This window comes from Aeromicrobium sp. (assembly GCF_047606445.1).
In the GTDB taxonomy this organism is placed as follows: domain Bacteria; phylum Actinomycetota; class Actinomycetes; order Propionibacteriales; family Nocardioidaceae; genus Aeromicrobium.
In genome coordinates this window covers 24,329-49,334 of the sequence record NZ_JASGEK010000004.1, presented here as the reverse complement: position 1 = coordinate 49,334, position 25,006 = coordinate 24,329, and the positions used below count along the sequence as shown (strand labels likewise).

The 25,006-nt window shown below is 73.1% G+C and carries 23 protein-coding genes and 2 riboswitches; of the genes, 15 read left to right on the top strand and 8 right to left on the bottom strand.

The features are described from left to right. Positions 1–93: 93 nt before the first annotated feature. The 12 genes from QM621_RS01320 (at position 94) to QM621_RS01265 (ending at position 11,422) form a co-directional block, all read left to right on the top strand. Positions 94–318 carry a type II toxin-antitoxin system Phd/YefM family antitoxin gene (locus tag QM621_RS01320; RefSeq protein WP_414988542.1) on the top strand — a complete coding sequence of 75 codons (225 nt, stop codon included), beginning with the start codon at positions 94–96 and terminating at the stop codon, positions 316–318. Next, complete coding sequence (locus tag QM621_RS01315; protein ID WP_414988541.1) at positions 309–704, top strand: type II toxin-antitoxin system VapC family toxin; 396 nt, start codon at positions 309–311, stop codon at positions 702–704. The genes QM621_RS01320 and QM621_RS01315 overlap by 10 nt, the downstream gene beginning before the upstream one ends. Positions 705–746: 42 nt before the next feature. After that, positions 747–876: riboswitch (cobalamin riboswitch) on the top strand. A gap of 21 nt (positions 877–897) precedes the next feature. Next, the gene (locus QM621_RS01310; protein WP_414988540.1) at positions 898–2,871 is read left to right on the top strand and encodes a magnesium chelatase subunit D family protein; all 1,974 of its coding nucleotides are present in this window, start codon (positions 898–900) and stop codon (positions 2,869–2,871) included. Beyond that, on the top strand, positions 2,871–3,485 hold the full coding sequence (cobO, locus tag QM621_RS01305) for a cob(I)yrinic acid a,c-diamide adenosyltransferase (protein WP_414988539.1): 615 nt from the start codon (positions 2,871–2,873) through the stop codon (positions 3,483–3,485). The genes QM621_RS01310 and cobO overlap by 1 nt, the downstream gene beginning before the upstream one ends. Continuing rightward, complete coding sequence (locus QM621_RS01300; protein ID WP_414988538.1) at positions 3,479–5,938, top strand: cobyrinate a,c-diamide synthase; 2,460 nt, start codon at positions 3,479–3,481, stop codon at positions 5,936–5,938. Before cobO ends, QM621_RS01300 begins: the two co-directional genes overlap by 7 nt. A 236-nt stretch (positions 5,939–6,174) precedes the next feature. Continuing rightward, entirely contained in the window at positions 6,175–6,936 is a 762-nt protein-coding gene (gene cobA / locus QM621_RS01295) for a uroporphyrinogen-III C-methyltransferase (RefSeq protein WP_414988557.1), read from the top strand. Continuing rightward, positions 6,933–7,361, top strand: a complete 429-nt coding sequence (locus QM621_RS01290; RefSeq protein ID WP_414988537.1) for a histidine phosphatase family protein — start codon at positions 6,933–6,935, stop codon at positions 7,359–7,361. Before cobA ends, QM621_RS01290 begins: the two co-directional genes overlap by 4 nt. 17 nt (positions 7,362–7,378) lie before the next feature. Beyond that, a riboswitch (cobalamin riboswitch) is annotated at positions 7,379–7,444 on the top strand. A gap of 54 nt (positions 7,445–7,498) precedes the next feature. Beyond that, positions 7,499–7,714 carry a CbtB domain-containing protein gene (locus QM621_RS01285; protein ID WP_414988536.1) on the top strand — a complete coding sequence of 72 codons (216 nt, stop codon included), beginning with the start codon at positions 7,499–7,501 and terminating at the stop codon, positions 7,712–7,714. 109 nt (positions 7,715–7,823) lie between these two features. Continuing rightward, positions 7,824–8,639: a CbtA family protein gene (locus QM621_RS01280; protein WP_414988535.1), complete on the top strand. Its 816-nt coding sequence runs from the start codon at positions 7,824–7,826 to the stop codon at positions 8,637–8,639. Then, a complete protein-coding gene (cobT, locus tag QM621_RS01275) occupies positions 8,636–9,691 on the top strand; it encodes a nicotinate-nucleotide--dimethylbenzimidazole phosphoribosyltransferase (RefSeq protein ID WP_414988534.1) in 1,056 nt (351 codons plus the stop codon). The genes QM621_RS01280 and cobT overlap by 4 nt, the downstream gene beginning before the upstream one ends. A 7-nt stretch (positions 9,692–9,698) precedes the next feature. Continuing rightward, complete coding sequence (locus tag QM621_RS01270) at positions 9,699–10,460, top strand: adenosylcobinamide-GDP ribazoletransferase (RefSeq protein ID WP_414988533.1); 762 nt, start codon at positions 9,699–9,701, stop codon at positions 10,458–10,460. Then, complete coding sequence (locus QM621_RS01265) at positions 10,457–11,422, top strand: cobalamin biosynthesis protein (RefSeq protein ID WP_414988532.1); 966 nt, start codon at positions 10,457–10,459, stop codon at positions 11,420–11,422. The genes QM621_RS01270 and QM621_RS01265 overlap by 4 nt, the downstream gene beginning before the upstream one ends. A 14-nt stretch (positions 11,423–11,436) precedes the next feature. On the opposite strand, the gene QM621_RS01260 is transcribed toward QM621_RS01265, so the two are convergent. Together QM621_RS01260 and QM621_RS01255 are read right to left on the bottom strand one after the other, a co-directional pair. Then, on the bottom strand, positions 11,437–12,171 hold the full coding sequence (locus tag QM621_RS01260; protein ID WP_414988531.1) for a cobalt-precorrin-6A reductase: 735 nt from the start codon (positions 12,169–12,171) through the stop codon (positions 11,437–11,439). Continuing rightward, positions 12,168–13,655 carry a cobyric acid synthase gene (locus tag QM621_RS01255; protein WP_414988556.1) on the bottom strand — a complete coding sequence of 496 codons (1,488 nt, stop codon included), beginning with the start codon at positions 13,653–13,655 and terminating at the stop codon, positions 12,168–12,170. The genes QM621_RS01260 and QM621_RS01255 overlap by 4 nt, the downstream gene beginning before the upstream one ends. A 35-nt stretch (positions 13,656–13,690) precedes the next feature. Between QM621_RS01255 and QM621_RS01250 the strand changes: the two genes are divergently transcribed. Then, complete coding sequence (locus tag QM621_RS01250; RefSeq protein WP_414988530.1) at positions 13,691–15,601, top strand: acyl-CoA dehydrogenase; 1,911 nt, start codon at positions 13,691–13,693, stop codon at positions 15,599–15,601. A 73-nt stretch (positions 15,602–15,674) separates the two neighbouring features. Here QM621_RS01250 and QM621_RS01245 read toward each other — a convergent pair whose 3' ends face one another. Continuing rightward, positions 15,675–16,097 carry a hypothetical protein gene (locus QM621_RS01245; protein WP_414988529.1) on the bottom strand — a complete coding sequence of 141 codons (423 nt, stop codon included), beginning with the start codon at positions 16,095–16,097 and terminating at the stop codon, positions 15,675–15,677. A 304-nt stretch (positions 16,098–16,401) separates the two neighbouring features. On the opposite strand from QM621_RS01245, the gene QM621_RS01240 reads away from it, so the two are divergent. Beyond that, entirely contained in the window at positions 16,402–16,641 is a 240-nt protein-coding gene (locus QM621_RS01240; protein ID WP_414988528.1) for a hypothetical protein, read from the top strand. On the opposite strand, the gene QM621_RS01235 is transcribed toward QM621_RS01240, so the two are convergent. The 5 genes from QM621_RS01235 to clpB are packed head-to-tail and all read right to left on the bottom strand — an operon-like array spanning position 16,598 to position 23,875. Beyond that, positions 16,598–18,103: a carboxyltransferase domain-containing protein gene (locus tag QM621_RS01235; RefSeq protein WP_414988527.1), complete on the bottom strand. Its 1,506-nt coding sequence runs from the start codon at positions 18,101–18,103 to the stop codon at positions 16,598–16,600. The two genes, QM621_RS01240 and QM621_RS01235, sit on opposite strands and share 44 nt — an antisense overlap. A 1-nt stretch (position 18,104) precedes the next feature. Next, the gene (locus QM621_RS01230) at positions 18,105–18,866 is read right to left on the bottom strand and encodes a LamB/YcsF family protein (protein ID WP_414988526.1); all 762 of its coding nucleotides are present in this window, start codon (positions 18,864–18,866) and stop codon (positions 18,105–18,107) included. A gap of 14 nt (positions 18,867–18,880) precedes the next feature. Beyond that, positions 18,881–20,224: an NAD(P)/FAD-dependent oxidoreductase gene (locus QM621_RS01225; protein ID WP_414988525.1), complete on the bottom strand. Its 1,344-nt coding sequence runs from the start codon at positions 20,222–20,224 to the stop codon at positions 18,881–18,883. Between the two features lie 9 nt (positions 20,225–20,233). Then, entirely contained in the window at positions 20,234–21,253 is a 1,020-nt protein-coding gene (locus QM621_RS01220; RefSeq protein ID WP_414988524.1) for a hypothetical protein, read from the bottom strand. 27 nt (positions 21,254–21,280) lie between these two features. After that, positions 21,281–23,875, bottom strand: a complete 2,595-nt coding sequence (clpB, locus tag QM621_RS01215; RefSeq protein WP_414988523.1) for an ATP-dependent chaperone ClpB — start codon at positions 23,873–23,875, stop codon at positions 21,281–21,283. 230 nt (positions 23,876–24,105) lie between these two features. On the opposite strand from clpB, the gene QM621_RS01210 reads away from it, so the two are divergent. After that, on the top strand, positions 24,106–24,987 hold the full coding sequence (locus QM621_RS01210; protein ID WP_414988522.1) for a phosphoribosylaminoimidazolesuccinocarboxamide synthase: 882 nt from the start codon (positions 24,106–24,108) through the stop codon (positions 24,985–24,987). The last annotated feature ends 19 nt before the right edge of the window (positions 24,988–25,006 follow it).

Genomic DNA, 25,006 nt, shown 5'->3' with positions numbered 1-25,006 from the left:
ACCCGCGAGGCTACCCGCGAAGCCCCACTGCCGTCACCGCGCGTCAGCCAGATCAAACTAGACTAGCCAGACTTAGTTCATTAAACTGTCGCCATGACCGTCACCGTCAACATCCACGAGGCCAAGACGCGGCTCTCCGAGCTCTTGGCACGTGTCGAGCAAGGGGAAGAAGTCCTCATCGCCCGCGCCGGACGACCCATCGCCCGGCTCAACAGCCTGGACGAGCCGACGCCCCGCGTCTTCGGTTTCATGGACCTCGCCGTGACCGACGCCTTCTTCGAGCCGCTCCCCGAGGAGGAACTCGCCGCATGGGAGTGACCTACCTGCTCGACACCCATGTGTTGCTCTGGTTGCTCGGTCAACCCGACCGCGTCCCAGCCGAGGCTCGCAGAGTATTGAGCGATCGGAAGAACCGTCTGTTCGTCTCAGCGATATGTGGTTTTGAAGTCTCCACCAAGGTCCGACTCGGCAAACTCGACGCAGCTCCTCTCGTCGCCGCGTGGCCGGCGCGGATCGCCGACCTCGGGGCCGAAGAACTCGCCGTCACCAGCGCCCACGCCGTCCTCGCGGGCAGCCTCGACTGGGCGCACCGCGACCCCTTCGACCGGCTTCTCGTCGCGCAAGCGATGACCGACGGCCTCACGCTCGTCACCGTGGACGCCGCCATCACCCAGCTCCCCGGCGTACGACTTCTCACCTGGTGACCGCCCACCGCGCTCGGGGCGCGGGGCGGACGGCGATAGCCTGTCAGCGTCATAGCCCGAGGTGCCCTCCGGGGAGAATCTGGGAAGCCGGTGGAAGTCCGGCGCTGGGCCCGCAGCGGTGACTCATCGACGATGGGAAGTCCGAAGACCGGCCTCGGGCGCATCCACACGGCGAGACGAGCGGGAGCCCCGAATGCCACGTCAGTACCCCTTCACGGCCGTCGTCGGCGCCGACGACATGGCCCTGTCCCTCCTCCTCGCGGCCATCTCCCCGGAGATCGGCGGCGTCCTCGTGCGCGGCGAGAAAGGCACCGCGAAGTCGACCATGGTGCGCGCGCTGGCCTCCGTGCTGCCGCCCATCGAGGTCGTCGCGGGCGACCGGTTCTCCTCCGACCCGCGCGACCCCGCGCCGCTGTCGCCCGACGGCCCCTTCGGCCCCGACCCGGCCTCCGAGACCCGTCCGGTTCGCCTGGTGGAGCTGCCGGTCGGCGCCACCGAGGACCGCGTGCTCGGCTCGCTGCACCTGGAGAAGGCGCTCAGCGAGGGCGTCACCGAGTACGAGCCGGGCCTGCTCGCCAAGGCGCATCGCGGCATCCTCTACGTCGACGAGGTCAACCTGCTGCACGACCATCTCGTCGACCTGCTGCTCGACGCCGCCGCCATGGGCCGGGCCACGGTCGAGCGCGACGGGGTGTCGGTCGAGCACGCGGCGCGCTTCGTGCTGATCGGCACGATGAACCCCGAGGAGGGCGAGCTGCGGCCCCAGCTGCTCGACCGCTTCGGCCTGACCGTCGACGTCGCCGCGCCCCGCGACCCCGCGCTGCGCGCCGAGGTGACCCGCCGCCGTCTGGCCTTCGACGCCGACCCGGAGGGCTTCGCCGCCCGCTGGGCCGACGAGGAGCAGGCGTTGTCCCAGCGGCTCGCCGCCGCGCAGAAGCTGCTGGCCGAGGTCGAGTTGAGCGACGACGACCTCGTGCGGATCGCGGAGATCTGCGCGGCCTTCGACGTCGACGGGATGCGCGCCGACATCGTCACCGCCCGCGCCGCCGCCGCGCACGCCGCCTGGCAGGGCCGCACGGCGCTGACCACCGAGGACATCCGGGTGGCGGCCCGGCTCGCGCTGCCGCACCGGCGTCGCCGCAACCCCTTCGACGCGCCCGGCGTCGACGAGCAGCAGCTCGACGACCTGCTCGGCGAGGACGACGACCCCGAGCCCGACGGCCCCGACGACGGGGGCCCGGACGGCGGAGGCGACGGCGGCGCGCCGCCGAACGGGCCGGAGGGCGACGACACCCAGGCGCCACCCCCCGCCGGAGACGTCGGCGGCACTGACAGCGGCGGCGGCCAGGCCCCCACGACCACCGCGCGCGCGGGCGAGCCGAGCCGCGCCCGCCTGTTCACCGTCGACGGGATCGGCGCGGGCGAGGCCGGACGCCGCTCCCGCGCGCTGACCTCCAACGGACGCCGGGTCGGCGCGCGGCGGCCCGAGGGCGGCGTCGGCGGTCGGCTCGACCTTTCCCAGACCCTCTGGGCCGCCGCCCCCCACCAGGCGTCGCGCCCCCGCGATGACCGGCGGGTCGCGCTGGCGCCGACCGACCTACGGGTCGCGGTGACCGAGGGGCGCGAGTCGAACCTCGTCCTCTTCGGCGTCGACGCCTCCGGCTCGATGGCGGCGCGCAAGCGCATGGAGCAGGTCAAGACCGCCATCTTGTCGCTGCTGCTCGACGCCTACCAGCGCCGCGACAAGGTCGGGCTCGTCACCTTCCGGGGCGATACCGCCGAGCTCGCGCTGCCGCCGACCGGCTCGGTCGACATCGCCGCCCGCCGCCTCGACGACCTCCCCGCCGGCGGCCGCACGCCGCTGGCCGAGGGACTGCTGCAGATCGCCGAGACGCTGCGGATCGAACGCGTCCGCGACCCCCGCCGCCGCCCGCTGCTCGTGCTCGTCACCGACGGCCGCGCCACCCACGGCGTCGACCCCGTCGGCCGCTCGCAGCGCGCCGCCGCCCTGCTCGCCGGGGTCGAGGCAGTGGTCGTCGACTGCGAGACCGGACGTATGCGCATGGGCCTGGCCCGCCGCCTCGCCGAGATCCTGGAGGCCGCCCACCTGCCGCTCGGCGAGGTCACCGCCGACGCGCTCACCACCGTCGTGAAGGAGGCCGCCTGATGCCCCAGGGAGTCCCGCTCGTCGTCCCCGACGACGGCCTGACCACCAAGCAGCGCCGCAACCAGCCGCTGCTCATCGTCAACACCGGCAACGGCAAGGGCAAGTCGACGGCGGCTTTCGGGCTGGCGCTGCGGGCCTGGAACCAGGGCTGGGACATCGGCGTGTTCCAGTTCGTGAAGTCCGCGAAGTGGCGCATCGGCGAGCAGACCGTGCTGGAACGGCTCGGCGAGCTGCACGAGCAGACCGGCGAGGGCGGCCCCGTCGAGTGGCACAAGATGGGCTCGGGCTGGTCGTGGTCGCGCAAGCCCGGCACCGAGACCGACCACGCCGCCGAGGCCGCCGAGGGCTGGGCGGAGGTCAAGCGCCGGATGGCCGCCGAGCAGCACGACCTCTACGTGCTCGACGAGTTCACCTATCTGATGGAGCGCGGCTGGGTCGATGTCGATGACGTGATCGAGACGCTGCGGGACCGGCCGGGCCGCCAATACGTCGTGGTCACCGGACGTCGCGCGCACCCCGACCTGACCGACATCGCCGACCTCGTCACCGAGATGGGCCACGTCAAGCACCCCTTCGACCGCGGCCAGAAGGGCCAGCGGGGCATCGAATGGTGAGACTCCCCCGGTTCGTCGTCGCGGCCCCGGCGTCGGGGCACGGGAAGACGACCGTGGCGACCGGGCTGATGGCGGCGCTCGCCCGGTCCGGCCACCGGGTCAGCGGCCACAAGGTCGGGCCCGACTACATCGACCCCGGCTATCATGCGCTCGCCACCGGGCGTCCGGGCCGCAACCTCGACCCCCACCTCGTCGGGGAGCAGCGGCTCGCCCCGCTGCTGCTGCACGGCGCGGCGGGCGCGGACCTCGCGGTGATCGAGGGCGTGATGGGGCTCTACGACGGGCAGATCGGCGGGGAGGGCTTCGCGTCGACCGCGCACGTCGCCGCCGTGACCGGCTCGCCGGTGGTGCTCGTCGTCGACATCTCGCACGCCTCGCGCACCATCGGCGCGCTCGTGCACGGCGTGGCGAGCTTCGACCCGTCGGTGCGGGTCGCGGGCGTCGTCCTCAACAAGGCCGGGTCGCAGCGGCACGCCGACGAGGTGCGCCGCGCCGTCGAGCCGCTCGGCCTGCCGGTGCTCGGCGTGCTGTCGCGCGACGACGGGATCGTCGCCCCGTCACGCCACCTCGGCCTCATCCCGGCGCAGGAGCGCGACGAGGCCGCCGCCGCGCTCGACCGGCTCGCCGCCCAGGTGGCCGAGCGGATCGACCTCGACGCGCTGGTCGAACTGGCCGCCAGCGCCCCCGACCTCGACGCCGAGCCCTGGAGTCCGGCCAATGAGGTGACGCCGGTCGACGGCGCGCCGGTGGTGGCCGTCGCGGGCGGGCGCGCCTTCACCTTCGCCTACGCCGAGACCACGGAGTTGCTGACCGCCGCCGGCTGCCGGGTGGAGGTCTTCGACCCGCTCACCGACACCGAGCTGCCCGCCGGAACCCGCGCCCTCTACCTCGGCGGCGGCTTCCCGGAGGTGCACGCCGCCGGGCTCGCCGGCAACGCCTCGCTGCGCGAGCAACTGCGCGAGGCGGTCGCCGACGGGGTCCCGACGGTCGCCGAGTGCGCCGGACTGCTGTACCTGTGCCGCAGCGTCGACGACGCGCCCATGGTCGGCGCGCTCGACGCCGACGCCCGCATGACGCCCCGGCTGACCCTCGCCTACCGCACCGGCGTCGCCGGACACGACTCGCTGCTGACCCGGGCGGGCGAGCGGGTCGCCGCCCACGAGTTCCACCGCACCACCGTCGCCCCGACGCACGGCGACACCCCCGCCTGGCTGGTCGAGCGCGGCGAGCCCGTCGGCTTCGCCAGCCCCACCCTGCACGCCTCCTACCTGCACACCCACTGGGCCGGCGCCCCCCGGCTGGCGCAGCGTGTGGCCGAGGCGGCCAGTCAACGTCCCTTCGCCCTTCGATCCCCCGCGAGCGGGAGGTACTCCCACCGCTCGTCCCTCGCGGCATCTAAGGAACCGGCAACCCATCGCCCAGCAAGCCTCGAAGGGACGACCACCCCCGACCTCGCCTGGCACGGCGACGCCGAGCTGGCCGACGGGCTGACCGACTTCGCGGTGAACGTCTCCGACGAGCCGCGTCCGGCCTGGCTGGACGACGCGCTCGCCGACGCGCTGCGCCGCCTGGAGGCCTATCCGAACGCCGCGCCCGCCGAGAAGGCCGTGGCCCGGCGGCACGGGCGCGCGCCCGCCGAGGCGCTGGCGACGTCCGGCGCGGCCGAGGCGTTCACGCTGATCGCCCGCGCCCGCGCCTGGCGTCATCCGGTCGTCGTGCATCCGCAGTTCACCGAGCCGGAGGTGGCGCTCGCCGCCGCCGGACACGCCGTCCACCGGGTGCTGGCCCGCGCCGAGGACGGCTTCCGCCTCGATCCCGACGCGGTGCCGGAGGAGGCCGACCTCGTGATCGTCGGCAATCCCACGAACCCGACGTCGGTGCTGCATCCAGTCGCCGACCTGCGCCGTCTGCTGCGGCCCGGCCGCGTCGTCGTGGTCGACGAGGCGTTCATGGACGCGGTGCCCGGCGAACGCGCCAGCCTCGCCGCAGTCCCCGTGCCCGGCCTGATCGTGCTGCGCAGCCTGACGAAGCTGTGGGCGCTGCCGGGCGTCCGCGCCGGCTATGTCGTCGGCGACGCCGAGATCGTCGCGGACCTGCGCCGCCAGCAGCCGCCGTGGTCGGTCTCGACCCCGGCGCTCGCCGTGCTCACCGCGACGACCGGCGACGAGGCGGTCGCCGAGGCCGAGCGGCGGGCCCGGCTCGTCGCCGGCCAGCGGGCGATCCTGGTCGACGGGCTGACCGAGCTGGGCGTCCCCGTCGTCACGCCCGCGTCGGCGTCCTTCGTGCTGGCCCGGCCCGGCCCCGAGGCGCACGCCCGGCTCCGTGCGGAAGGATGCGCGGTGCGCCGCGCCGACACCTTCCCCGGTCTCGACGCGACCTGGACGCGCGTGGCCGTTCGCCGCCCGACGACGACCCGCTCGCTGCTGGCCGCCTGGAGAAGGATCCTGACCTGATGACCGACCTGCCCCTCGACCCCGGCGCGCGGGTGCTCGCCACCGTCGGCGACCTGCGCGCCGCCGCCCGCCTGGAGCCGCTGATCGACGACCTCGCCGTCACCGTCGTCTGCCCCGAGGTCTGCGCGACCGTCGAGGACTGGCACGAGCGCGGCCTCGTCGTCTGGGAGGCCCGCACGGCGACGCTGGAAGACGTGGCGGCGGCTGATGTGGTGGTGAACTCGTCGGTCCCTGAGGTGCGAGCGAGGAACGAGCGAGCCTCGAAGGGCGAAGGGACAGGCCTCGTCACCCTCGTCGGCGGCGGACCCTCCGACCCCGCCCTGCTCACCCTCGCCGGGCAGGCCGCGCTGGCCGAGGCGGACGTGGTGCTGGCCGACCGGCTCGGACCCGTCGCCGCGCTCGCCGACCTGCCCGAGCACGTCGAGGTCGTCGACGTCTCCAAGATCCCCTACGGCCGCTCCACCGCCCAGGAGGAGATCCACCGGCTGCTGATCGAGCACGCCCGAGCGGGCCGTCGCGTCGTGCGGCTCAAAGGCGGCGACTCCTTCGTCTTCGGGCGCGGCGGCGAGGAGGTCGAGGCCTGCCAGGCGGCGGGCGTCGCGACCCGGGTGATCCCCGGCGTCACCTCGGCGGTCTCCGCGCCGGAGCTGGCCGGCATCCCGGTCACCCATCGCGGTGTCAGCCAGGGCTTCACGGTCGTCTCCGGCCATGTGCCGCCGGGCCATCCGACCTCGACCGTCGACTGGTCGGCGCTGGCCCGCTCCGGCGTGACCGTCGTCGTGCTCATGGGCATGAGGAACCTGTCGCGCATCGCCGAGGCGCTGGTCGACGGCGGCCTCGACCCCGCCACCCCCGCCGCCGTGGTCGCCGACGCCGCGCGGCCCAGCCAGCGGGTCGTCCGCGCCACCGTGGCCGCCATCGCCGAGCAGGCGCAGGAGGCGGGGGTCGGCGCGCCCGCCGTCACGGTGGTCGGCGCCGTCGCGGCCCTGGGCGCATGAGGCTGCTCTGGCTGCGGCACGGCCAGTCCACCTGGAACGCCCTCGGACGCCTCCAGGGCCACACGCCGCACCCGCCGCTGACCGAGCTCGGCCGCCAGCAGGCCGCCGACGCCGCCGATCAGGTCGCCGTGCTCGGCGCCCGCCGGATCGTCTCCTCGCCCGCCGTCCGGGCCCGGCAGACCGCCGTCGTCGTCGCGGCGCGGCTCGGCCTGCCGGTCCACCTCGACCCCCGCCTCGTCGAGCAGGGCCTGCGCGAGGACCACGCCTCCACGCTGCGCCGGGTGTCGGCCCTGGTCGCCGAACTCGACCCAACGCAGACCACCCTGCTCGTCACCCACGGCGACGTCATCGCCCTCGCCACCGGCCTCGGCCGCTGCCCCGGCAACGGGGAGGTGGTCGCCGGGGAGCCGTTGGGTCTACGATGAGCCCGTCGGTCCAGCACGGAAGCCGGTGGGATTCCGGCGCAGTCGCGCTACTGTGACACCCGCTCCGGCGGGTGGAGCCAGACCCGGGGACCGGCAGTCATCCCAACCCTGGGACGCATCATCCCGCTAGGAGAGACATGAGCCAGCTGAACCCGGCCGCGACCCCCGAGGTCGCCCCGGTCTCCATCCCCGTCAAGGAACTCGCCCCGTGGGGCCTGTTCGCGGCGTTGCTCGCCGTCGTCGTCGTGTACTTCGTCGGAGCCGAGCAGGGCGCGACGTCCTTGATCTCCGGCAGCGACGTGCACGAGTGGGTCCACGACGGACGCCACCTGCTCGGCTTCCCCTGCCACTGACCCGCTGACCGATCGCTGACGCTCCGCGCGTCAGCGATGTCGGCGACCCCTTTTCCTCACGGCGCGACGTCGAGACGTCGGCCGTTCCCACTCCCGGATGGAGTTCCGCATGACCCCCCGCAATTTCTTGATCCACGGCATGATCGCCGGCCTGCTGGCCGGCTTCGTCGCCTTCATCGTGGCCTTCACGGTCGGCGAGCCGCCCGTCGACGACGCCATCGCCGTCGAGGAGGCCGCCTCGGCCGCCGAGGAGGCTCCCGCCCACGACCACGGCGACGAGGCCGCCGAAGAGGGCCACTCCCACGGTGACGAGGAGGAGGGCATCACCCGCGGCCAGCAGGCCGGCCCCGGCCTTGCCACCGCCACCCTGCTCGTCGGCGCGGTGCTCGGCGGCGTCGTCGGCGTGACCGCCGCCTTCGCCGCGGGCCGTCTCGGCCGTCTCGGCCCGGTCGCCACGACGGCGACCGTGGTCGGCCTCGGCTTCGTCGCCTACGTGCTCGCCCCGTGGCTGAAGTACCCCGCGAACCCGCCCGCGGTCGGCAGCGGCGAGTCGATCGGCACGCGCACCGCGCTGTACTTCTCCTTCGTCGTCATCTCGATCCTCGCGATGGTCGCCGCCGTGCTCGTGGCCCGCACGGTGCTCGCCACGGCCGGCGCGTGGGCCGCGGTGACCGCCGGCGTCGTGCTGTACGTCGCCGTCATCGCCGTCACGGCCTGGCTCATGGAGCCGATGCCGTCGATCGCCGAGTCGCTGGTCGAGAAGGAGTTCCCCGCGAAGGTCCTCGCCGACTTCCGCGCCGCCTCGCTCGTCACCCAGGGCGCGCTGTGGCTGACCCTCGGCGTGGCGCTGACCGGCCTGGTCGACCGCTCCGCGAAGCGCGAGGCCGTCGAGACCGCCCGGCGCGAAGCGGCGGCGGCCCTGTGAGCGCGCTCCCCGTGCCGCCCGTCGGCACGCCCGTCACGCCCCCGGACCCCTCGCTCGTCGAGGCCGCCCGGGAGCGGCTGAACGGCCTCGCCACGCCGGCGGGCGCCCTCGGGCGGCTCGGGGAGCTGTCCCTCTGGGTCGCCGCGACCCAGGGCGCCGTGCCGCCCGCGCCGATCGAGCGCGTGCGCGCGGTCGTCTTCGCCGGCGACCACGGCGTCGCCGACCATGGCGTCTCGGCCTATCCGAAGGCCATCACCGGCATCATGGTCCGCACCTTCATTGCGGGCAAGGCGGGCGTCTCGGTGCTGGCCGCCCAGCACGGCGTCAGCCTGCGGGTGCTCGACCTCGGCGTCGAGGATCCGCTCGACGACGTCGACCCGGCCGTCAAGGCCTTCAAGGTCAACTCCGGCTCCCGTCCGATCCACCTGGAGGACGCGCTGACGGCCGAGGAGACCCAGGCGGCGCTCGCCGCGGGCGCGCGGATCGCCGCCGAGGAGATCGCGGCGGGCGCGCAGCTGCTGATCCCCGGCGACATGGGCATCGGCAACACCACGCCCTCGTCGGCGCTCATCGCCGCCTCGCTCGGCCTGCCCGCCCAGGAGGTCACCGGGCGCGGCACCGGCGTCGACGACGCCGGCCTGGCGCACAAGATCGACGTCGTCCAGCAGGCGCTCGACCGCGCGGGCGACCGGACGGACGACCCCGTGCAGACGCTCCAGGCGCTCGGCAGCGCCGACCTGGCCGCGTCGGCGTCCTTCATCGCGACGGCCGCCCGGGCTGCCGTGCCGGTGCTGATCGACGGCGTGATCAGCGTCGCCGGGGCGCTGCTGGCCGAACGGCTGGCGCCGGGCGCGTCCGCGTGGTGCGCGGCGGGCCATCGCTCCACCGAGCCCGCGCAGTCGCTGGCGCTCGACAAGCTCGGCCTCGACCCGATCCTCGACCTGAGCATGCGCCTCGGCGAGGGCAGCGGCGCGGTCGCCGCCGTCCCCCTGGTCCGCTCGGCCGGCCTGCTCCTGTCCGAGACGGCCCTGCTCGCCGACCTCGTGCCCTGACCCGCTGATGCGTGACGCCTGGCTGCTGGCGGCGGGGACGCTGACGGTCCTGCGCTGGCCCGCCCCCGCCCGCGTCGACCGAGGGGTGGCGGCCCGGGCGATGCTGGTGGCGCCGCTGGCGGTGGCGCCGCTGGGCGTGCTGGCCGGGCTCGTCGTCTGGACCGGCGGACTGGTCGCCGGGCCGCCGCTGGTCGTCGGACTGCTGACGGTCGCGGCGCTCGCGCTGGGCAGCCGGGCGCTGCACCTCGACGGGCTCTCCGACGTCGCCGACAGCCTCACCGCCTCGCACGACCCCGCCCGCTCGCTGGAGGTCATGAAGGGCGGCACGGCCGGTCCGGCGGGCGCGGCGACGCTGGTCCTGGTGCTGGGCGCGCAGGCGGCGTCGGTCGCGGCGCTGGTCGGCGCCGACGTCGGGCCGGTGGTCGTCGGAGCGCTCGTCTGCCTGTCGCGGGCGGCGCTCGCGCTGTGCTGCGCGCGCGGGTTCCGTCCGGCGCGGTCGTCGGGTCTGGCGGTGAGCTTCGCCGAGACGGTCCCGCGCACGGCGGCCGCCCTCACCTGGCTGCTCGTCGCGGGGGCCTGCGTCGGGCTCGCCATGCTCGGCGACCTCCCCTGGTGGCGGGGGCTCGTGCTGGCCGCCGCACTGCTGCTCGGCGCGGCGCTCGTGTTGGAGCGCTGCCTGCGACGCCACGGCGGGGTCACCGGCGACTGCTTCGGCGCGAGCGTCGAGATCGCGCTGACCGCCGGACTCGTCGTGGCGGCGGTCCCGTGAGCCGGTCGCGAGCGCTCGGCCTGGCGCTGGGCTTCGCCGCCGACCGAGTCTGGGGCGATCCGGCCCGCTGGCACCCGGTGGCGGGCTTCGGCCAGGCGGCCGGACGGCTCGAAACACGCCTGTACGCCGACGACCGCATTCCCGGAGTCGTGTTCACCGCGACGACCGTCGGGTCGGTCGTCGCGGCGGGCGCGCTGGCCGAGCGGGCGACCCGACGGCGACCCCTGCTCCACACCCTCGTCACCGCCGTCGCCACCTGGGCGGTGCTCGGCGGACGCTCGCTCGGCCGCGAGGCGGCGGCGGTCGGCGACGCGGTGCTGGCCGACGACCTCCCCCGCGCCCGCCAGCGGGTGCGCAGCCTCGTCGGCCGCGACCCGAGCGTCCTCGACGCCGACGAGTTGGCGCGCGCCGTGGTCGAGTCGGTCGCCGAGAACACCTCCGACGCGGTCGTCGCGCCGCTGTGGTGGGGCGGCGTCGCCGGGATTCCGGGGCTGATCGGCTATCGCGCGGTCAACACGCTCGACGCGATGGTGGGCCACCGCTCGACCCGGTATCGGAACTTCGGCTGGGCGTCGGCGCGGCTCGACGACCTCGCCAACCTCGTTCCCGCCCGGCTGGCGGCGCTGCTGACGGCCGTGGCCGCCCCGCTGGTCGGCGGACGCCCGTCCGACGCCCTGCGCGCCTGGCGCAACGACGCCCCCGGCCACCCGAGCCCGAACGCGGGCGCGGTCGAGGCCGCCTTCGCCGGGGCGCTCGGCTGCCGGCTCGGCGGCGTCAACCACTACGAGGGCGTCATGGACGACCGGGTCCGCCTCGGCGACGGCCCTCCGCCGACCCCGCAGGACATCCCCCGCGCCGTCCGCCTCGCCTCCCTCGTCCACCTCTCCGCCCTCGCTGTGGCTTCCGTCCTCGCCAGATTTGCTGACTTATCCACCGTTTCCCGACGCCAAAAGGGTGGATAACCCAGCAAATCTGGCTAGAAGGCGAGCCAGGAGAGGGCGTCGGCGGGGGTGGTGACCTCGGGGATCCCGGGGGCGGGGTCGCCGCGACGGACCACGACGACGGGCAGACCACGCTGGGCGGCGGCCTCCATCTTGGGCCAGGTGTAGGAGCCGCCGGAGTCCTTGGTGACGACGACGTCGAGGCGGTGCTCGTCGATGAGCGCGAGCTCGCCGTCGAGGCGGTAAGGACCCCGACTGGTCAGCAGCGTCCACGGCTCCGGCAGGTCGACGGCGGGCGGGTCGACCACCCGTACGAGCGCCGCGTGGCCCGCCAACGGGCCCGCGAAGCGGCCGAGCGCCTGCCGTCCGACGGTCAGGAACGGACGCTCGCCCAACGCGGCGGCCACCCGCGCGGCCTCGTCGTGGTCGTCGACCCAGTGCCAGGCGTCGGCCCCCGGCGCCTCGGACCATCCGGGGCGGGCGAGCCGGATCCACGGCACGCCCTCGGCCGCGCAGGCCGCCGCCGCGTGGCGGGTCATGCCCTCGGCGAAGGGGTGCGTCGCGTCGATCACGGCGGTCACCGCGCGCTCGCGCAGATACGACCGCAGCCCCTCGACCCCGCCGAAGCCGCCGATCCGCACCGGACCGACTGGCAGACGCGGACGGGCCACCCGCCCGGCGAGCGAGGACTCGAAGTCGATCCCGGTCGCCAGCAGCCGTTCGGCCAGATCGCGCGCCTCGGCCGTGCCGCCGAGCAGCAGCACCCTCACGCGCCCGCTCCCGGGGCGAGGCGACGCAGGCCCGAGGGCGCGCCGGAAGCGGCGAGGTCGAGCAGCGCGTCGACGTCCAGGTGCTGCTCGGCGAGGTCGCCGAGCAGGTCGAGCCGCGCCTCACGCCGCTCCCCGAAGGACACCCGCGCGACCGGCTCCGGCCGCCCGGCCGCCCGCGCGACCTCGGCCAGAAAAGCGCGCCGGAACCCGTCGGACTCCAAGCTCCCGTGCCACATCGTGCCGAACACCGACCCCGAGCGCGCCCCGCCCAGGAACTCCTCGCCCGACTCCCGGGTGATCCGGCCGTGGTGGATCTCGTAGCCCGCCGCCGACTCTCCCAGCGCCGAACCCGTCGGCAGCCGCAGCGTCTTCTCCGCGACGAAGTCCGTCCGCACGTCGAGCAGGCCCAGGCCCTCCGCCTCGGCCCCCGCCGCCCCCTCGACGCCGTCCGGGTCGGCGATCACCCGACCCAGCATTTGGAAGCCGCCGCACACGCCCAGGACCGGACGCCCCGACGCCGCGTGCCGGGCGACGGCGTCGGCCAGTCCGCGCTCGCGCAGCCAGGCGAGGTCGCTGATGGTGGCGCGGGTGCCGGGCAGCACGACGAGGTCGGCGTCGTCGAGGTGCTGCGGACGCGTCGCGAAGACCAGGTCGACCTCCGGCTCGATCCCCAGCGCGTCGACGTCGGTGAAGTTGCTGATCCGCGGCAGCCGCACGACCGCCACCCGCAGCGCGTCGTCTCGTTCCCCCGCGCGCCGTCCCTCCAAGTCGAGGGCGTCCTCGGAGTCGAGCCACAGGTCGGGATGCCACGGCAGCACCCCGTACGTCGGCCGCCCCGACAGCTCCGCGAGCCGGTCGATCCCCGGCGCGAGCAGCCCGACGTCGCCCCGGAACTTGTTCATGACGAAGCCCGCGATCAGGTCTTGGTCGGCGGCCTCCAACAGCGCGACCGTGCCGAAGAGCGCCGCGAACACCCCGCCCCGGTCGATGTCGCCGACGACCACCGTCGGCAGGCCGGCGTGCCGGGCGAGCCCCATGTTGACGTAGTCGTCGGCGCGCAGGTTGATCTCCGTGGGCGACCCGGCCCCCTCGGCGACGATCACGTCGTAACGGGAGGCGAGGTCGTCGAGCGCCCCGAAGGCGGCCCGGGCGAGGTGCGCCCGTCCGCCGCCTGCGAAACTGCGCGCGCCGAGCGTCCCGGCCGGCTCGCCCATCACCACGACGTGGCTCGTGTGGTCGCCGCCGGGTTTGAGCAGCACCGGGTTCATCGCGGCCTCCGGCTCGGCGCGGGCGGCGAGCGCCTGCGTCCACTGCGCCCGGCCGATCTCCGCGCCGTCGGCCGTCACCATGGAGTTGTTCGACATGTTCTGCGACTTGAACGGGGCGACGCTCACGCCGCGCCGGGCGAAGGCGCGGCACAGCGCGGTCGTGACGACGGTCTTCCCGGCGTCGGAGGTCGTTCCCGCCACGAGCAGCCCGTTCACCACGGAGTCAGGCTAGTGGGGGCTACGGTGGGGCCATGACGCTGGCTGACGAACTGCGGATCGCCCTCGACGGGAAATGGCGGCACGTGCGCGACGACGCGCGCCGCACCCTTCCCGACCTCGACCTGGCCTTCGACCACGACCTCGACCTGGAGGCCGCGCGGCAGCGCACCTTCGAGCAGTTGCGGCTGCTGGTCCCGACGGGCATCCCGGCGGCGGGCTTCCGGACCGAGCAGGGCGGCACGGGCGACCCGGGCATGGCGGTCACCGGCATCGAGATGCTGGCGCAGTTCGACCTGTCCATCATGGTGAAGGCGGGCGTGCAGTGGGGCCTGTTCGGCGGCGCGGTCGCCAACCTGGGCACCGAGCGGCATCACGCGCTGGTGCCGCGCATCATCGGACTCGACCTCGTCGGCTGTTTCGCGATGACCGAGACCGGGCACGGCAGCGATGTGCAGAGCATCGAGACCACCGCGACCTACGACGCCGAGACGGGTGAGTTCGTGGTCTGCTCGCCCACGCCGAGCGCCCGCAAGGACTACATCGGCAACGCGGCCCGTCACGCGACCATGGCGGCCGTCTTCGCCCAGTTGGTGGTCGGCGACGAGAACCACGGCGTGCACTGCCTGCTCGTGCCGATCCGCGACGAGGACGGGAACGACCTGCCCGGCGTCACCACGTCCGACTGCGGCCACAAGGGCGGCTTGAAGGGCGTCGACAACGGGCGTCTGATGTTCGACCAGGTCCGCGTCCCCCGCGAGAACCTGCTGAACAAGTACGGCGACGTCGACGAGGCGGGCGTCTACTCCTCACCTGTCGACAACCTCAACCGGCGCTTCTTCACGATGCTCGGCACGCTGATCCGGGGTCGGGTGAGCGTCGGCGGGGCGTCGGCCGCAGCCGGAGAGGTGGCCTTGTCGATCGCCGGACGGTACGCGTTGCAGCGGCGGCAGTTCGCCGCGCCGGACGGCACGGAGGTCGTGCTGGCCGACTACCGCGTGCACCAGCGCCGCCTGCTGCCGCTGATCGCCCGGGCCTACGCCTACCGCTTCGCGCAGAACCAGCTGGTCGCGCGCATGGACCGGCTGCAGCGATCCGAGGACCCCGACCCGCTGGAGCAGCGCGAGTTGGAGGGCCGCGCGGCCGGGCTCAAGGCGGTCTTGAGCTGGCATGGGTCGCAGGCGATCCAGGAGGCGCGCGAGCTGTGCGGCGGCGCGGGCTATCTCATCGAGAACCGGATCAGCGCGCTGCGCGGCGACATCGACGTGTTCACGACCTTCGAGGGCGACAACCACGTGTTGTTGCAGCTGGTCGCCAAGGAGCTGCTGACCGGCTACGCGCACGAAGTCCGTGGTCTCAACCCGGTCGGCATGGTCAAGTTCGTGGCGAGCACCGTCTCGGACACCGTGCGCGAGCGGACCGCCGCCTCGCAGTTGATCCAGCGTCTCATCGACGCGCGGCCGGGCGGCGACGAGCACGACCTGCTCGACCGGGGCACCCAGCTCGACCTGTTCGAGGACCGTGAGCGGCACGTCATCGAGACGGCGGCCCGGCGCTTGCAGAAGGCGTCCAAGAGCGATCCGGCCCAGGCGTTCGCGGTCTTCAACAACGCCCAGGACCATGTGCTGCGCTGCGGCCGGACGCACATCGACCGGATCGTGCTGGAGGCCTTCACGGCGGGTATCGCGCGCTGCGAGGACGAGGAGGCCGCCGACCTGCTGCGCCAGGTGTGCCACCTGTACGCGCTGAGCGTGATCGAGGAGGACCTGGCCTGGTTCATGGGCCACAACCGCCTGTCGGACCACCGCGCGAAGACCGTCACCTCGCTGGTCAACACCCAGTTGGAGGTCCTCCGCCCCCACCTGCTCACCCTCATCGAGGGCTTCGGCATCCCCGAGTCCACCCTCGGCGCCCAGATCTTGGTCGACGAGGCCTCCGGCGCCTGACGGGAGACGCAGGATGATGGCTTCGGGTCGTCATAGCGACCCTTTTCCATCATCCTGCGTTCCCGCCAGTGCTTCAGGACAGGAAGTCCGAGTCGATGTCGCACTCCTTCTCCGTGAACTCCGTCACAGAGTCGCTGGCGGCCTCGAGCTCCTCCTGGTCGAAGTCCTCGCTGAGCTTGGTCAAGCCCTCCATGGCCGCCTCGTCGCCGTCCTCCAGCTGGACGCGTGCGAGGTCGAGGTAGGCCTCGGAGTACTCCACGAGCAGGTCCATGTCGTCGCTGATCTCGTCGGGCGCGGCGTCCTTCAGCTTGTTCAGCTGCTCCCCGGCCTCGTCCAGCTTCTCGGGGGCGTCCTCGTCAGAGACCTCCTCCTCGGCGTCGAAGGTCTCCTCGGCCTCCTTCATCGTGTCGCAGAAGTCGGCCGTGGCATCGCCGCCACAGGCGACCAGGGCGGACAGGGGCAGAACGGCGGCGGCGCCGAGCAGACGAATCTTCATCGTGACTCCTTCGTAGTCTGCGCGACAGCCTGGCAGCGTCCGGGCCGTCCGTCAACGGCAGACCGTCTCAGCATCGGCGATCAGCCCCAGCGCGACGGTGTCGCCATGATCGGACCGACCGCTCTCGCTGATGTCGCCGCACGCACACGAAGCACGTGCGCTTCCCAGCAGTGAGTTTCTGGTTTTCCACAGGGACCCCGCACGAGCGCGTCACACTGTCCACAGGCGCCGAAAAAGCGGTCGCGGTCGCGTCCACCGAACGGTTTGCTGGTCATCAGCCACTCCGACCACGCACACTGAAGGAATGAACGTCATGGACCTCGACACCTGGGTCTCCCTCGTCGCACTGCTCGTCGCGCTCGGCGGCTTCACACGGCACATCAACAAGGAGTTAGAGAAGATTCGTGAGGAGATCAAAGAGACCCGCACCGAGCTCAAGGGTGATATCGACACCCTCCGCACCGAGAGCAACGCACGCTTCGACGGGATCTATCAGATCCTCATCCAGCAGGCGAACGATCGCGCTGGCCACGCGGCGAGCTGACCCGGAAACACAAGAAGGAGCCCACCGGCGCCTGCACAACCCGCGCGAGCGATGTCGGGGGCAGACAGGCGATCACCGGGTAGCCGCCGGTCACCGGATGATCGGCGGTGAAGACCACCGGCTGCCCGTCGGCGGGCACTTGCACCGCGCCCTCGACGGTCGCCTCGCTCGGCAACTCCGTCGTGACCGACCGCTCCAACGCCCGCTCGCCACGCAGCCGGACACCGATCCGGTTCGACGCCGCCGTCACCTCCCAGTCCTGCGTGAGGAACCGCCGCACGGACTCGTCGGTGAACCAGTCGTCGCGGGGGCCGAGCACCGCCTCGACCTCGACCACCTCGCCGGACTCCGGCGGACACGGCCCGGGCACCACCGGCTCGACGGCTCGCCGTCCCGGCGGCCCGACCGGCAGCAGGTCGCCCGTCCGCAGCGGCCCCGGCCCGACGCCCGACAGCGTGTCGCCCGACCGGCTGCCCAGCACGGGATCGACGTCGATCCCGCCGCGCACCGCGACGTAGGAGTACACGCCCCGCGACGGCGCGGCGAGTTCCAGCTCCTCGCCGTCGGCCAGCAGGAAGGGGCCGCACGGACCAGCGGCCCCGGTCACGGCCACCACCAGATCACGCAGCGCCAGCAGCCGCGCCGGGCCGTAGGCGACCTCCAGCGCGGCGGCTCCCGCCTCATTGCCGACCGCCCGGTTCGCGGCCCGCAACGCCGGACGGTCCATCGCCCCGGACGTCGTGACCCCGAGGTCGGCGGCGGCGCGCCCGAGGTCTTGGACGGTCAGCAGTGGGCTGGGCGCGAGGACCTGGAGAGCCGGTCTTCGGCGTGGGGGCTCCTTCCGTTGGCGGAGGATCGACGGACGAAGGGACGTGACGCCCACCAACCGCACCTCGTCCCCCAACCCCAACAACGCCGGCGGGTCCCGCTCCAGGTCCCACATCGCCGCCTCGGTGCGGCCGAGCAGTTGCCAGCCGCCGGGGCTGGACCGGGGATAGACGCCGGTGAACTCGCCCGCGACCGCGACCGAGCCCGCCGGGATCGACGTGCGCGGCGAGGACCGACGCGGCACGTCCAACGCCGGATCGCCGCCGGACAGGTACGCGAAACCGGGCGCGAAACCGGTGAACGCCACCCGGTAGCACGCCGCCTGATGCCGCTCCACGACCTCGGCGACCGACAGTCCGGTCAACGCCGCGACCTCGGCCAGATCCTCCCCGTCGTAGACGACTGGGATCTCGATCTGTCGACGTATCGCCGAATCACTGCGAGCCGCCGACCACCCGTCCAGATGGTCGCGCACCCGCTCGGGCCATCCCGGCGTCAGCACCGTCCGCGCGCCCGGCACGATCTGCCCCGGAGCCACCGGACGCTCCCGCAAGAACCCTGACAGCGCCATCGCCTCGTCAAGGTCGGCGCACTCGACCAGGGTGGCGTCCTGGCCGACCGGCAGGAATCGCATGTCAGCCGGCGAACGGGGCCAGGCGCAAGCCCGACGCCTCCAGCCGCTCGCGCACCGTCCGCGCCATGCGCACCGCGTCCGGCGAATCGCCGTGCACGCAGATCGACGCGGCCCTCACCTCCACCGACGACCCGTCGACCGCCTCGACCGTCCCCTCGAACACGAGCCGGACCATGCGCTCGGCCACCTCGTCGGCGTCGTGCAGCACCGCGCCCGGCTCCCGACGCGACACCAGCTGGCCGTCAGCGCGGTACGCCCGGTCGGCGAAGGCCTCGGCTACCGCCGGCAACCCCGCGTCGGCGGCCCAGCCGAGCAGCGGCGAGCCCGCCAGGCCGACCAGCGCGAGGTCGGCGTCGAGCGCGCCGACCGCCTCGATCACCGCCCGTCCGTGCCGCTCGTCGTGGGCGATGGTGTTGTACAGCGCGCCGTGCGGCTTCACGTACCGCACGGCCGTGCCCTCCGCCCGCGCCAACGCCTGCAGCGCGCCGACCTGGTAGACGACGTCGGCGCCCAGCTCCTCCGGCGTCGCGTCGACATAGCGCCGCCCGAAACCGACGAGGTCGCGGTAGGCCACATGCGCGCCCACGACCACCCCGCGCTCGGCCGCCGCTCGCACCGCGGCACGCAGCCGCAACGGGTCGCCGGCGTGGAAGCCGCAGGCGACGTTCGCGCTGGTGACGACGTCGAGCAGGGCGTCGTCGTCGCCCAGGCTCCACGCGCCGAACCCCTCGCCGAGGTCGGCGTTGAGGTCGACGCGGGCCACCGCCGACGCCTCGATCACTCCGCGGGCGGAGCGGCGTCGAGGCTCTTGGGCTTCTTCTTCGAGGTGGGCGTGATGTGTACCTGGTGCTTGGCCACGACGTACGGGGTCTCGCCGACGATCGCGTTGTGGCTGCCGCTGAACAGGTACTTGGCGCCGAGGTTGATCATCGTCGCCAGGCGGTTGCGGCCGCCGAGCAGCGTGGCCACGTGCAGCGCCACCCAGATGATCCACGCCGGGAAGCCCTTGAGCCGCGGCAGGTGGGTGATCTCCGCGACCGCCGAGGACTTGCCGATGGTCGCCATCGTGCCCTTGTCGGAGTATTTGAAGGGTTTGACCGTCTTGCCCTTCAGGTGCGCCTTGAGGTACTTCGCGACGTGCTTGCCGCCCTGCAGCGCCGGCTGGGCGAGCTGCGGCAGGGCGTCGGGGCCGATGGCGACGTCGCCGATGGCGAAGGTGTTCTCGCGGCCCTTGACGCGCAGGTGCTCGTCGACCTCGATCCGGCCGCCGCGGCCCTGGGGGACGTCCCAGTCCTTGACGGTCGGATGCACGGTGACGCCGGTGGCCCACACGACGATGCCCGCCTCCAGGAACTCCTGCTCGCCGTCGCGCTCGATGAGCACGCCGTTCTCCCGGACCTCCTTGACCGCTGTGCCGAGCCGCAGGTCGACGTCGCGCTCCTCCAACGACTTCTTGGCGTAGTCGCGCAGCTTCGGGTGGAAGGGTCCGAGCACGTGCGGCGACATCTCGATGAGCGAGACGTGGATGCGCGCGCGGTCGAGCTCGGGATAGGTCGTCGGCATGTCGTTGTTGCGGAACTCCGCGTAGGCGCCGGCCGTCTCGACGCCGGTCGCGCCGCCGCCGACCACGACGATGCGCAGGTCGGCGTCCTGGCCGTTGATGGCGAACTCCTCGAGATTGGCGAAGAGCTTGTCGCGCACCTGGAGCGCCTGCGAGCGCTTGTACAGCGGGATCGCGTTCTCCTCGGCGCCCGGCGTGCCGAAGAAGTTGGTGGTGACGCCGTTGGCGAAGACGAGGTAGTCGTAGGAGACCGAGACGTCTCCGTGCAGGCTCAGCAGCTTCTTCTCGTGGTCGACCGCCGTGACGATGCCCTTGAGGAAGCGGACGTTGCGCTGGTGCGAGCGGACCGCGCGCAGGAACCAGGTGATGTCACCGGGGTTCAGGCTCGCCGTGGCCACTTGGTAGAGCAACGGCTGGAAGGTGTTGTAGGTGTGCCGGTCGATCAGCGTGATCGAGACGTCGGCGCGGCGCAGCTTGCGCACGAGGGCGAGGCCGCCGAAGCCTCCGCCGACCACCACGAGATGCGGACGCTTGGGGCGTGAGGACTGCTGCTCTGTCATGACGAAAGTCTACGAGCGACCGCCGCGCGCCCAGCGGCGCACCTCCGTTCGGCGCAGCAGTATGACGGTGGCCACAGCGGCGACGGTGATCGGAAGCGAGGTCGGGAGGGCGGCGGCGCTGCCGATCAGCCCGACGTAGGCGAGCGCGAGGGAGGGAGTGAACGCCTCGGGACGGCCGATCAGCAGCACCAGCGCGGCGAGGGCGGCCAGACCGGCGACCAGGCCGAGCAGCACGATGACCAGCACCGTCAGCAGGACGGTCCTGCTGTCGTCGCTCAGCCCGTACATGGCCTCCGGCAGCAGCGGCTCGGTTCCCATCAGCCGCTCGTACTCGGCCGGGTCGAGGGCGCGCAGCGCGTAGACCATGAGCAGGGAGAACAGGAACATGCCGGTGATCAGCGACCCGGAGAGCATGGTGACCGCAGCGGCGATCAGGCTGCCCGGGGGCCGCGGACGTCGGACCGGCAGGCCCGGCGGCGTCGGCCCGGGCGGCGCGGCGAAGTCGGGGCGGACCGACGTCGCGGACGGCTCGGCCGGGCCGCCTTGGCGCGCTTTCGCCCGTGCGAGGAGCTGCGGCGACGGGGTGCGCCCGTTGACCGTGTCGAACCAGACCCGCGCCTCCGGCGTCCACAGGACGAAGGCGACGGCGGTGACGAGCACGGCCGGGAGCAGCGCCCAGAATCCGCCGCCGAGGGCCAGCGCCATCCCGGCGAGCCCCGACAGCACGGTCAACGCGACGCGGGACTGACGGTCGCCGCGCAGGGCGAAGAACGCGAAGACGCCCATCGCGACGGCCAGCACGACCAGGACGTACAGCACGCCGCGCAGCCAGGACAGCACCGTGCCCATGCCGACCCGCTCCTGGAGGCCGGCCTCGGCGATGCCCGTCTCGACGGCCTCCTGCAGCTCCAACGACCCCCAGTCCGACAGGACCGTCGCGATGTCGACCACCACCAGGATCGCCGCGAACAGCGCGAACAGGCAGGCGATCGTCACGGCGGGCGGTCGCCGCACGGCGTCGTCAGGCATAGGTCCATCCCATCACAGGCGCCCGCCTCACTCGACGGCTGCGACGGTCAATCCCTCCAACGCCTCGTCGCGGTCGACGCGGACGCTCTGGCCGTCGCGGACCCGGCCGGACAGCAGCTCCTTGGCGAGCTGGTCGCCGATGGCCTGCTGCACGAGCCGCCGCAGCGGACGCGCGCCGTAGGCGGGGTCCCAGCCGGTCAGCGCCAGCCACTCCTTGGCCGCCTCGGTCACGTCGAGGGTGATCCGGCGGGCGGCGAGTCGCTTCTCCAGCGACGCCAGCTGCAGGTCGACGATATGCGTCAGCTCGTCGGTGCCCAGCGGGTCGAAGGTGACGATCTCGTCGAGCCGGTTGAGGAACTCCGGCTTGAAGGCGACCTTGACCGCGTCCGTCACCGCGGCCTTCTTCGCCGCGTCGTCCAGCTCCGGGTCGACCAGGAATGCGGACCCGAGGTTGCTGGTGAGGATGACGATGGTCTGCCGGAAGTCGACCGTGCGGCCCTGGCCGTCGGTGAGGCGGCCGTCGTCGAGCACCTGTAGGAGTACATCGAAGACGTCTGGATGAGCCTTCTCCACTTCGTCCAACAACACAACCGAATAAGGGCGTCTCCGCACGGCCTCGGTCAGTTGGCCGCCGTCCTCGTGGCCGACGTAGCCCGGAGGGGCGCCGACGAGCCGGGCGACGCTGTGCTTCTCGGCGTACTCGCTCATGTCGATGCGGACGATGGCGCGCTCGTCGTCGAAGAGGAAGTCGGCGAGGCTCTTGGCCAGCTCGGTCTTGCCGACGCCGGTGGGGCCGAGGAACAGGAACGAGCCGGTCGGCCGGTCGGGGTCGGCGATGCCCGCGCGGCTGCGGCGGACGGCGTCGGACACCGCGGCGACGGCGGACTTCTGGCCGATCAACCGGCGGCCGAGCTCCTCCTCCATGCGCAGCAGCTTGCCGGACTCGCCCTCCAACAGGCGGCCCGTCGGGATGCCCGTCCACGCGGCGACGACCTCGGCGATCTCGTCCGAGCCGACCTCCTCGTGGACCATGCGGTCCTCCGAGGACGCCGAGGCCTCGGCCTGCTGCGCGTCGGCCAGCTGGCGCTCCATCGCGGGCAGCTCGCCGTAGAGCAGACGGCTCGACGTGGCGAGGTCGCCCTCGCGCTGAGCCCGCTCGGCGGCGATCTTCAGCTCGTCGATGCGCTCCTTGATCTCGCCGACCGCGTTCAGGCCCGCCTTCTCGGCCTCCCACCGCTGCTCCAGCGCGCGCAGCGCCTCGGCCTTGTCGGCCAGCTCGACGCGGAGCTTCTCCAACCGCTCGCGGCTGGCGTCGTCGGACTCCTTGTCGAGGTGCAGCTCCTCCATGCGGAGCCGGTCGACGCCGCGGCGCAGCTCGTCGATCTCGACGGGGCTGGAGTCGATCTCCATGCGCAGGCGGCTGCTGGCCTCGTCGATCAGGTCGATGGCCTTGTCGGGCAGTTGGCGGCCGGTGATGTAGCGGTCCGAGAGAGTCGCGGCTGCTACCAGCGCGGCGTCGGCGATGCCGACCTTGTGGTGCGCCTCGTACTTCTCCTTGAGGCCGCGCAGGATCGCGATGGTGTCCTCGACGCTCGGCTCGCCGACGAGGACCTGCTGGAAGCGGCGTTCCAGGGCGGGGTCCTTCTCGATGCGCTCGCGGTACTCGTCGAGCGTGGTCGCGCCGATGAGCCGCAGCTCGCCGCGCGCCAGCATCGGCTTGAGCATGTTGCCGGCGTCCATCGCGCCCTCTCCGCCGGCCCCCGCGCCGACGACCGTGTGCAGCTCGTCGATGAAGGTGATGACCTGGCCGTCGGAGGCGGTGATCTCGGCCAGCACGGCCTTGAGCCGCTCCTCGAACTCGCCCCGGTACTTCGCGCCCGCGACCATCGCGGCGAGGTCGAGGCTGATGAGGCGGCGGCCGCGCAGCGACTCGGGCACGTCCCCGGCGACGACGCGCTGGGCGAGGCCTTCGACGACGGCGGTCTTGCCGACGCCGGGCTCGCCGATGAGGACGGGGTTGTTCTTGGTGCGGCGGCTGAGCACCTGCACGACGCGGCGGATCTCGGCGTCGCGGCCGATGACGGGGTCGAGCTTGCCGTCGCGAGCGGCGGCGGTCAGGTCGACGCCGTACTTCTCGAGCGACTGGTAGGCGTCCTCGGCGCCCGCGCTGGTGGCGCGGGCCGAGCCGCGCACCGACTCGAAGGCGGCCTGCAGCGCCTCGGGGGTCGCGCCCAGACGGACCAGCAGGTCGCGGGTGGGCGACTCGACCGTGGCGATGGCGACGACGAGGTGCTCGGTGGCGGTGAAGTCGTCGCCGAGGCTGCCGGCGAGCTCTTGGGCTTGGGCGAGCACGGCGTGGCTCGCGCGCGACAGACCAGGCGAGGCGACGGTCCGGCCAGAGGCGCTGGGCAGGCGGGTCAGCTCGTCGGTCAACCCGGCGGCGACGGCGGCCGGGTCGACGCCGACGGCCTGCAGCAGCGGCGCTGCGGTGCCGCCGTCCTGCTGGAGCAGTGCCGCCAGCACATGCGCGGGCTCGACGACCGGGTTCCCGGCCGCGGCCGCCGCGCTGATCGCGGCGGCGAGCGCCTGCTGGCCGCGCGTCGTGAAGGAATCAAGGTTCATGCGTGCTCCTCGTGCTCGACCCCGCTCCCATGCGAGGACTATCAAACTCAACCGCACTAAAGTTGAGTCTATTCCACTCAAGGTCAGCCGCGCGCGGGAGACGCAGAATGATGGAAAAGGGTCGCTATGACGACCCGAAGGCATCATCGCGCGTACCGACGGCCGCAAGGCCGGGGCACTGGCCGATGTCGCGTGCAGGTGCGGTGGGATCGCGCCACTAGGCTGAGCCGGTGACGCGAGACGACATCCCCGGCGCGACCCATCTGCACTCCGGCAAGGTGCGCGACCTCTACACGCTGCCCGGAGGCGACCTGCTCATGGTCGCCTCCGACCGGATTAGCGCCTTCGACCACGTGCTGGAGCCCGGCATCCCCGACAAGGGCGAGATCCTCACCCGCATGTCGTTGTGGTGGTTCGACCAGTTGACCGACCTCGTGCCGCACCACGTGATCTCCACCGACGTGCCCGGGCAGGTCGTCGGCCGCGCGGTCGTCTGCGAGAAGCTCGACATGTTCCCCGTCGAGTGCGTCGCTCGCGGCTACCTCACCGGCTCGGGCCTGATCGACTACCGCGCGACCGGCGCGGTGTGCGGGGTCGCGCTGCCCGACGGCCTCACCGACGGCTCCCGGCTGCCCGCGCCGATCTTCACTCCCGCGACGAAGGCCGAGATCGGCGAGCACGATGAGAACGTCGACTTCGACCATGTCGTCGCCACCGTCGGCCCCGACCTCGCCGAGCGGCTGCGCGAGCTGACCCTCGCCGTCTACGCCCGGGCCGAGGGGATCGCCCGCGAGCGCGGCATCGTGCTGGCCGACACCAAGTTCGAGTTCGGCGCGCGGGAGGACGGGACCATCGTGCTCGCCGACGAGGTGCTGACCCCCGACTCCTCGCGCTTCTGGCCCGCCGACACGGTGCTGGATTCTGGGGCGCGCCCGGGCGGTCCGCAGCCGTCCTTCGACAAGCAGTTCGTGCGCGACTGGCTGCTGTCCCCGGAGTCCGGCTGGGACAAGAGCTCCGACACGCCTCCGCCGACCCTGCCGCCGGAGATCGTCGAGAAGACCCGCGCCCGCTACATCGAGGCCTACGAACGCCTCACCGGCGAGACCTTCTGACCTGTCCGACCCTGCTGGC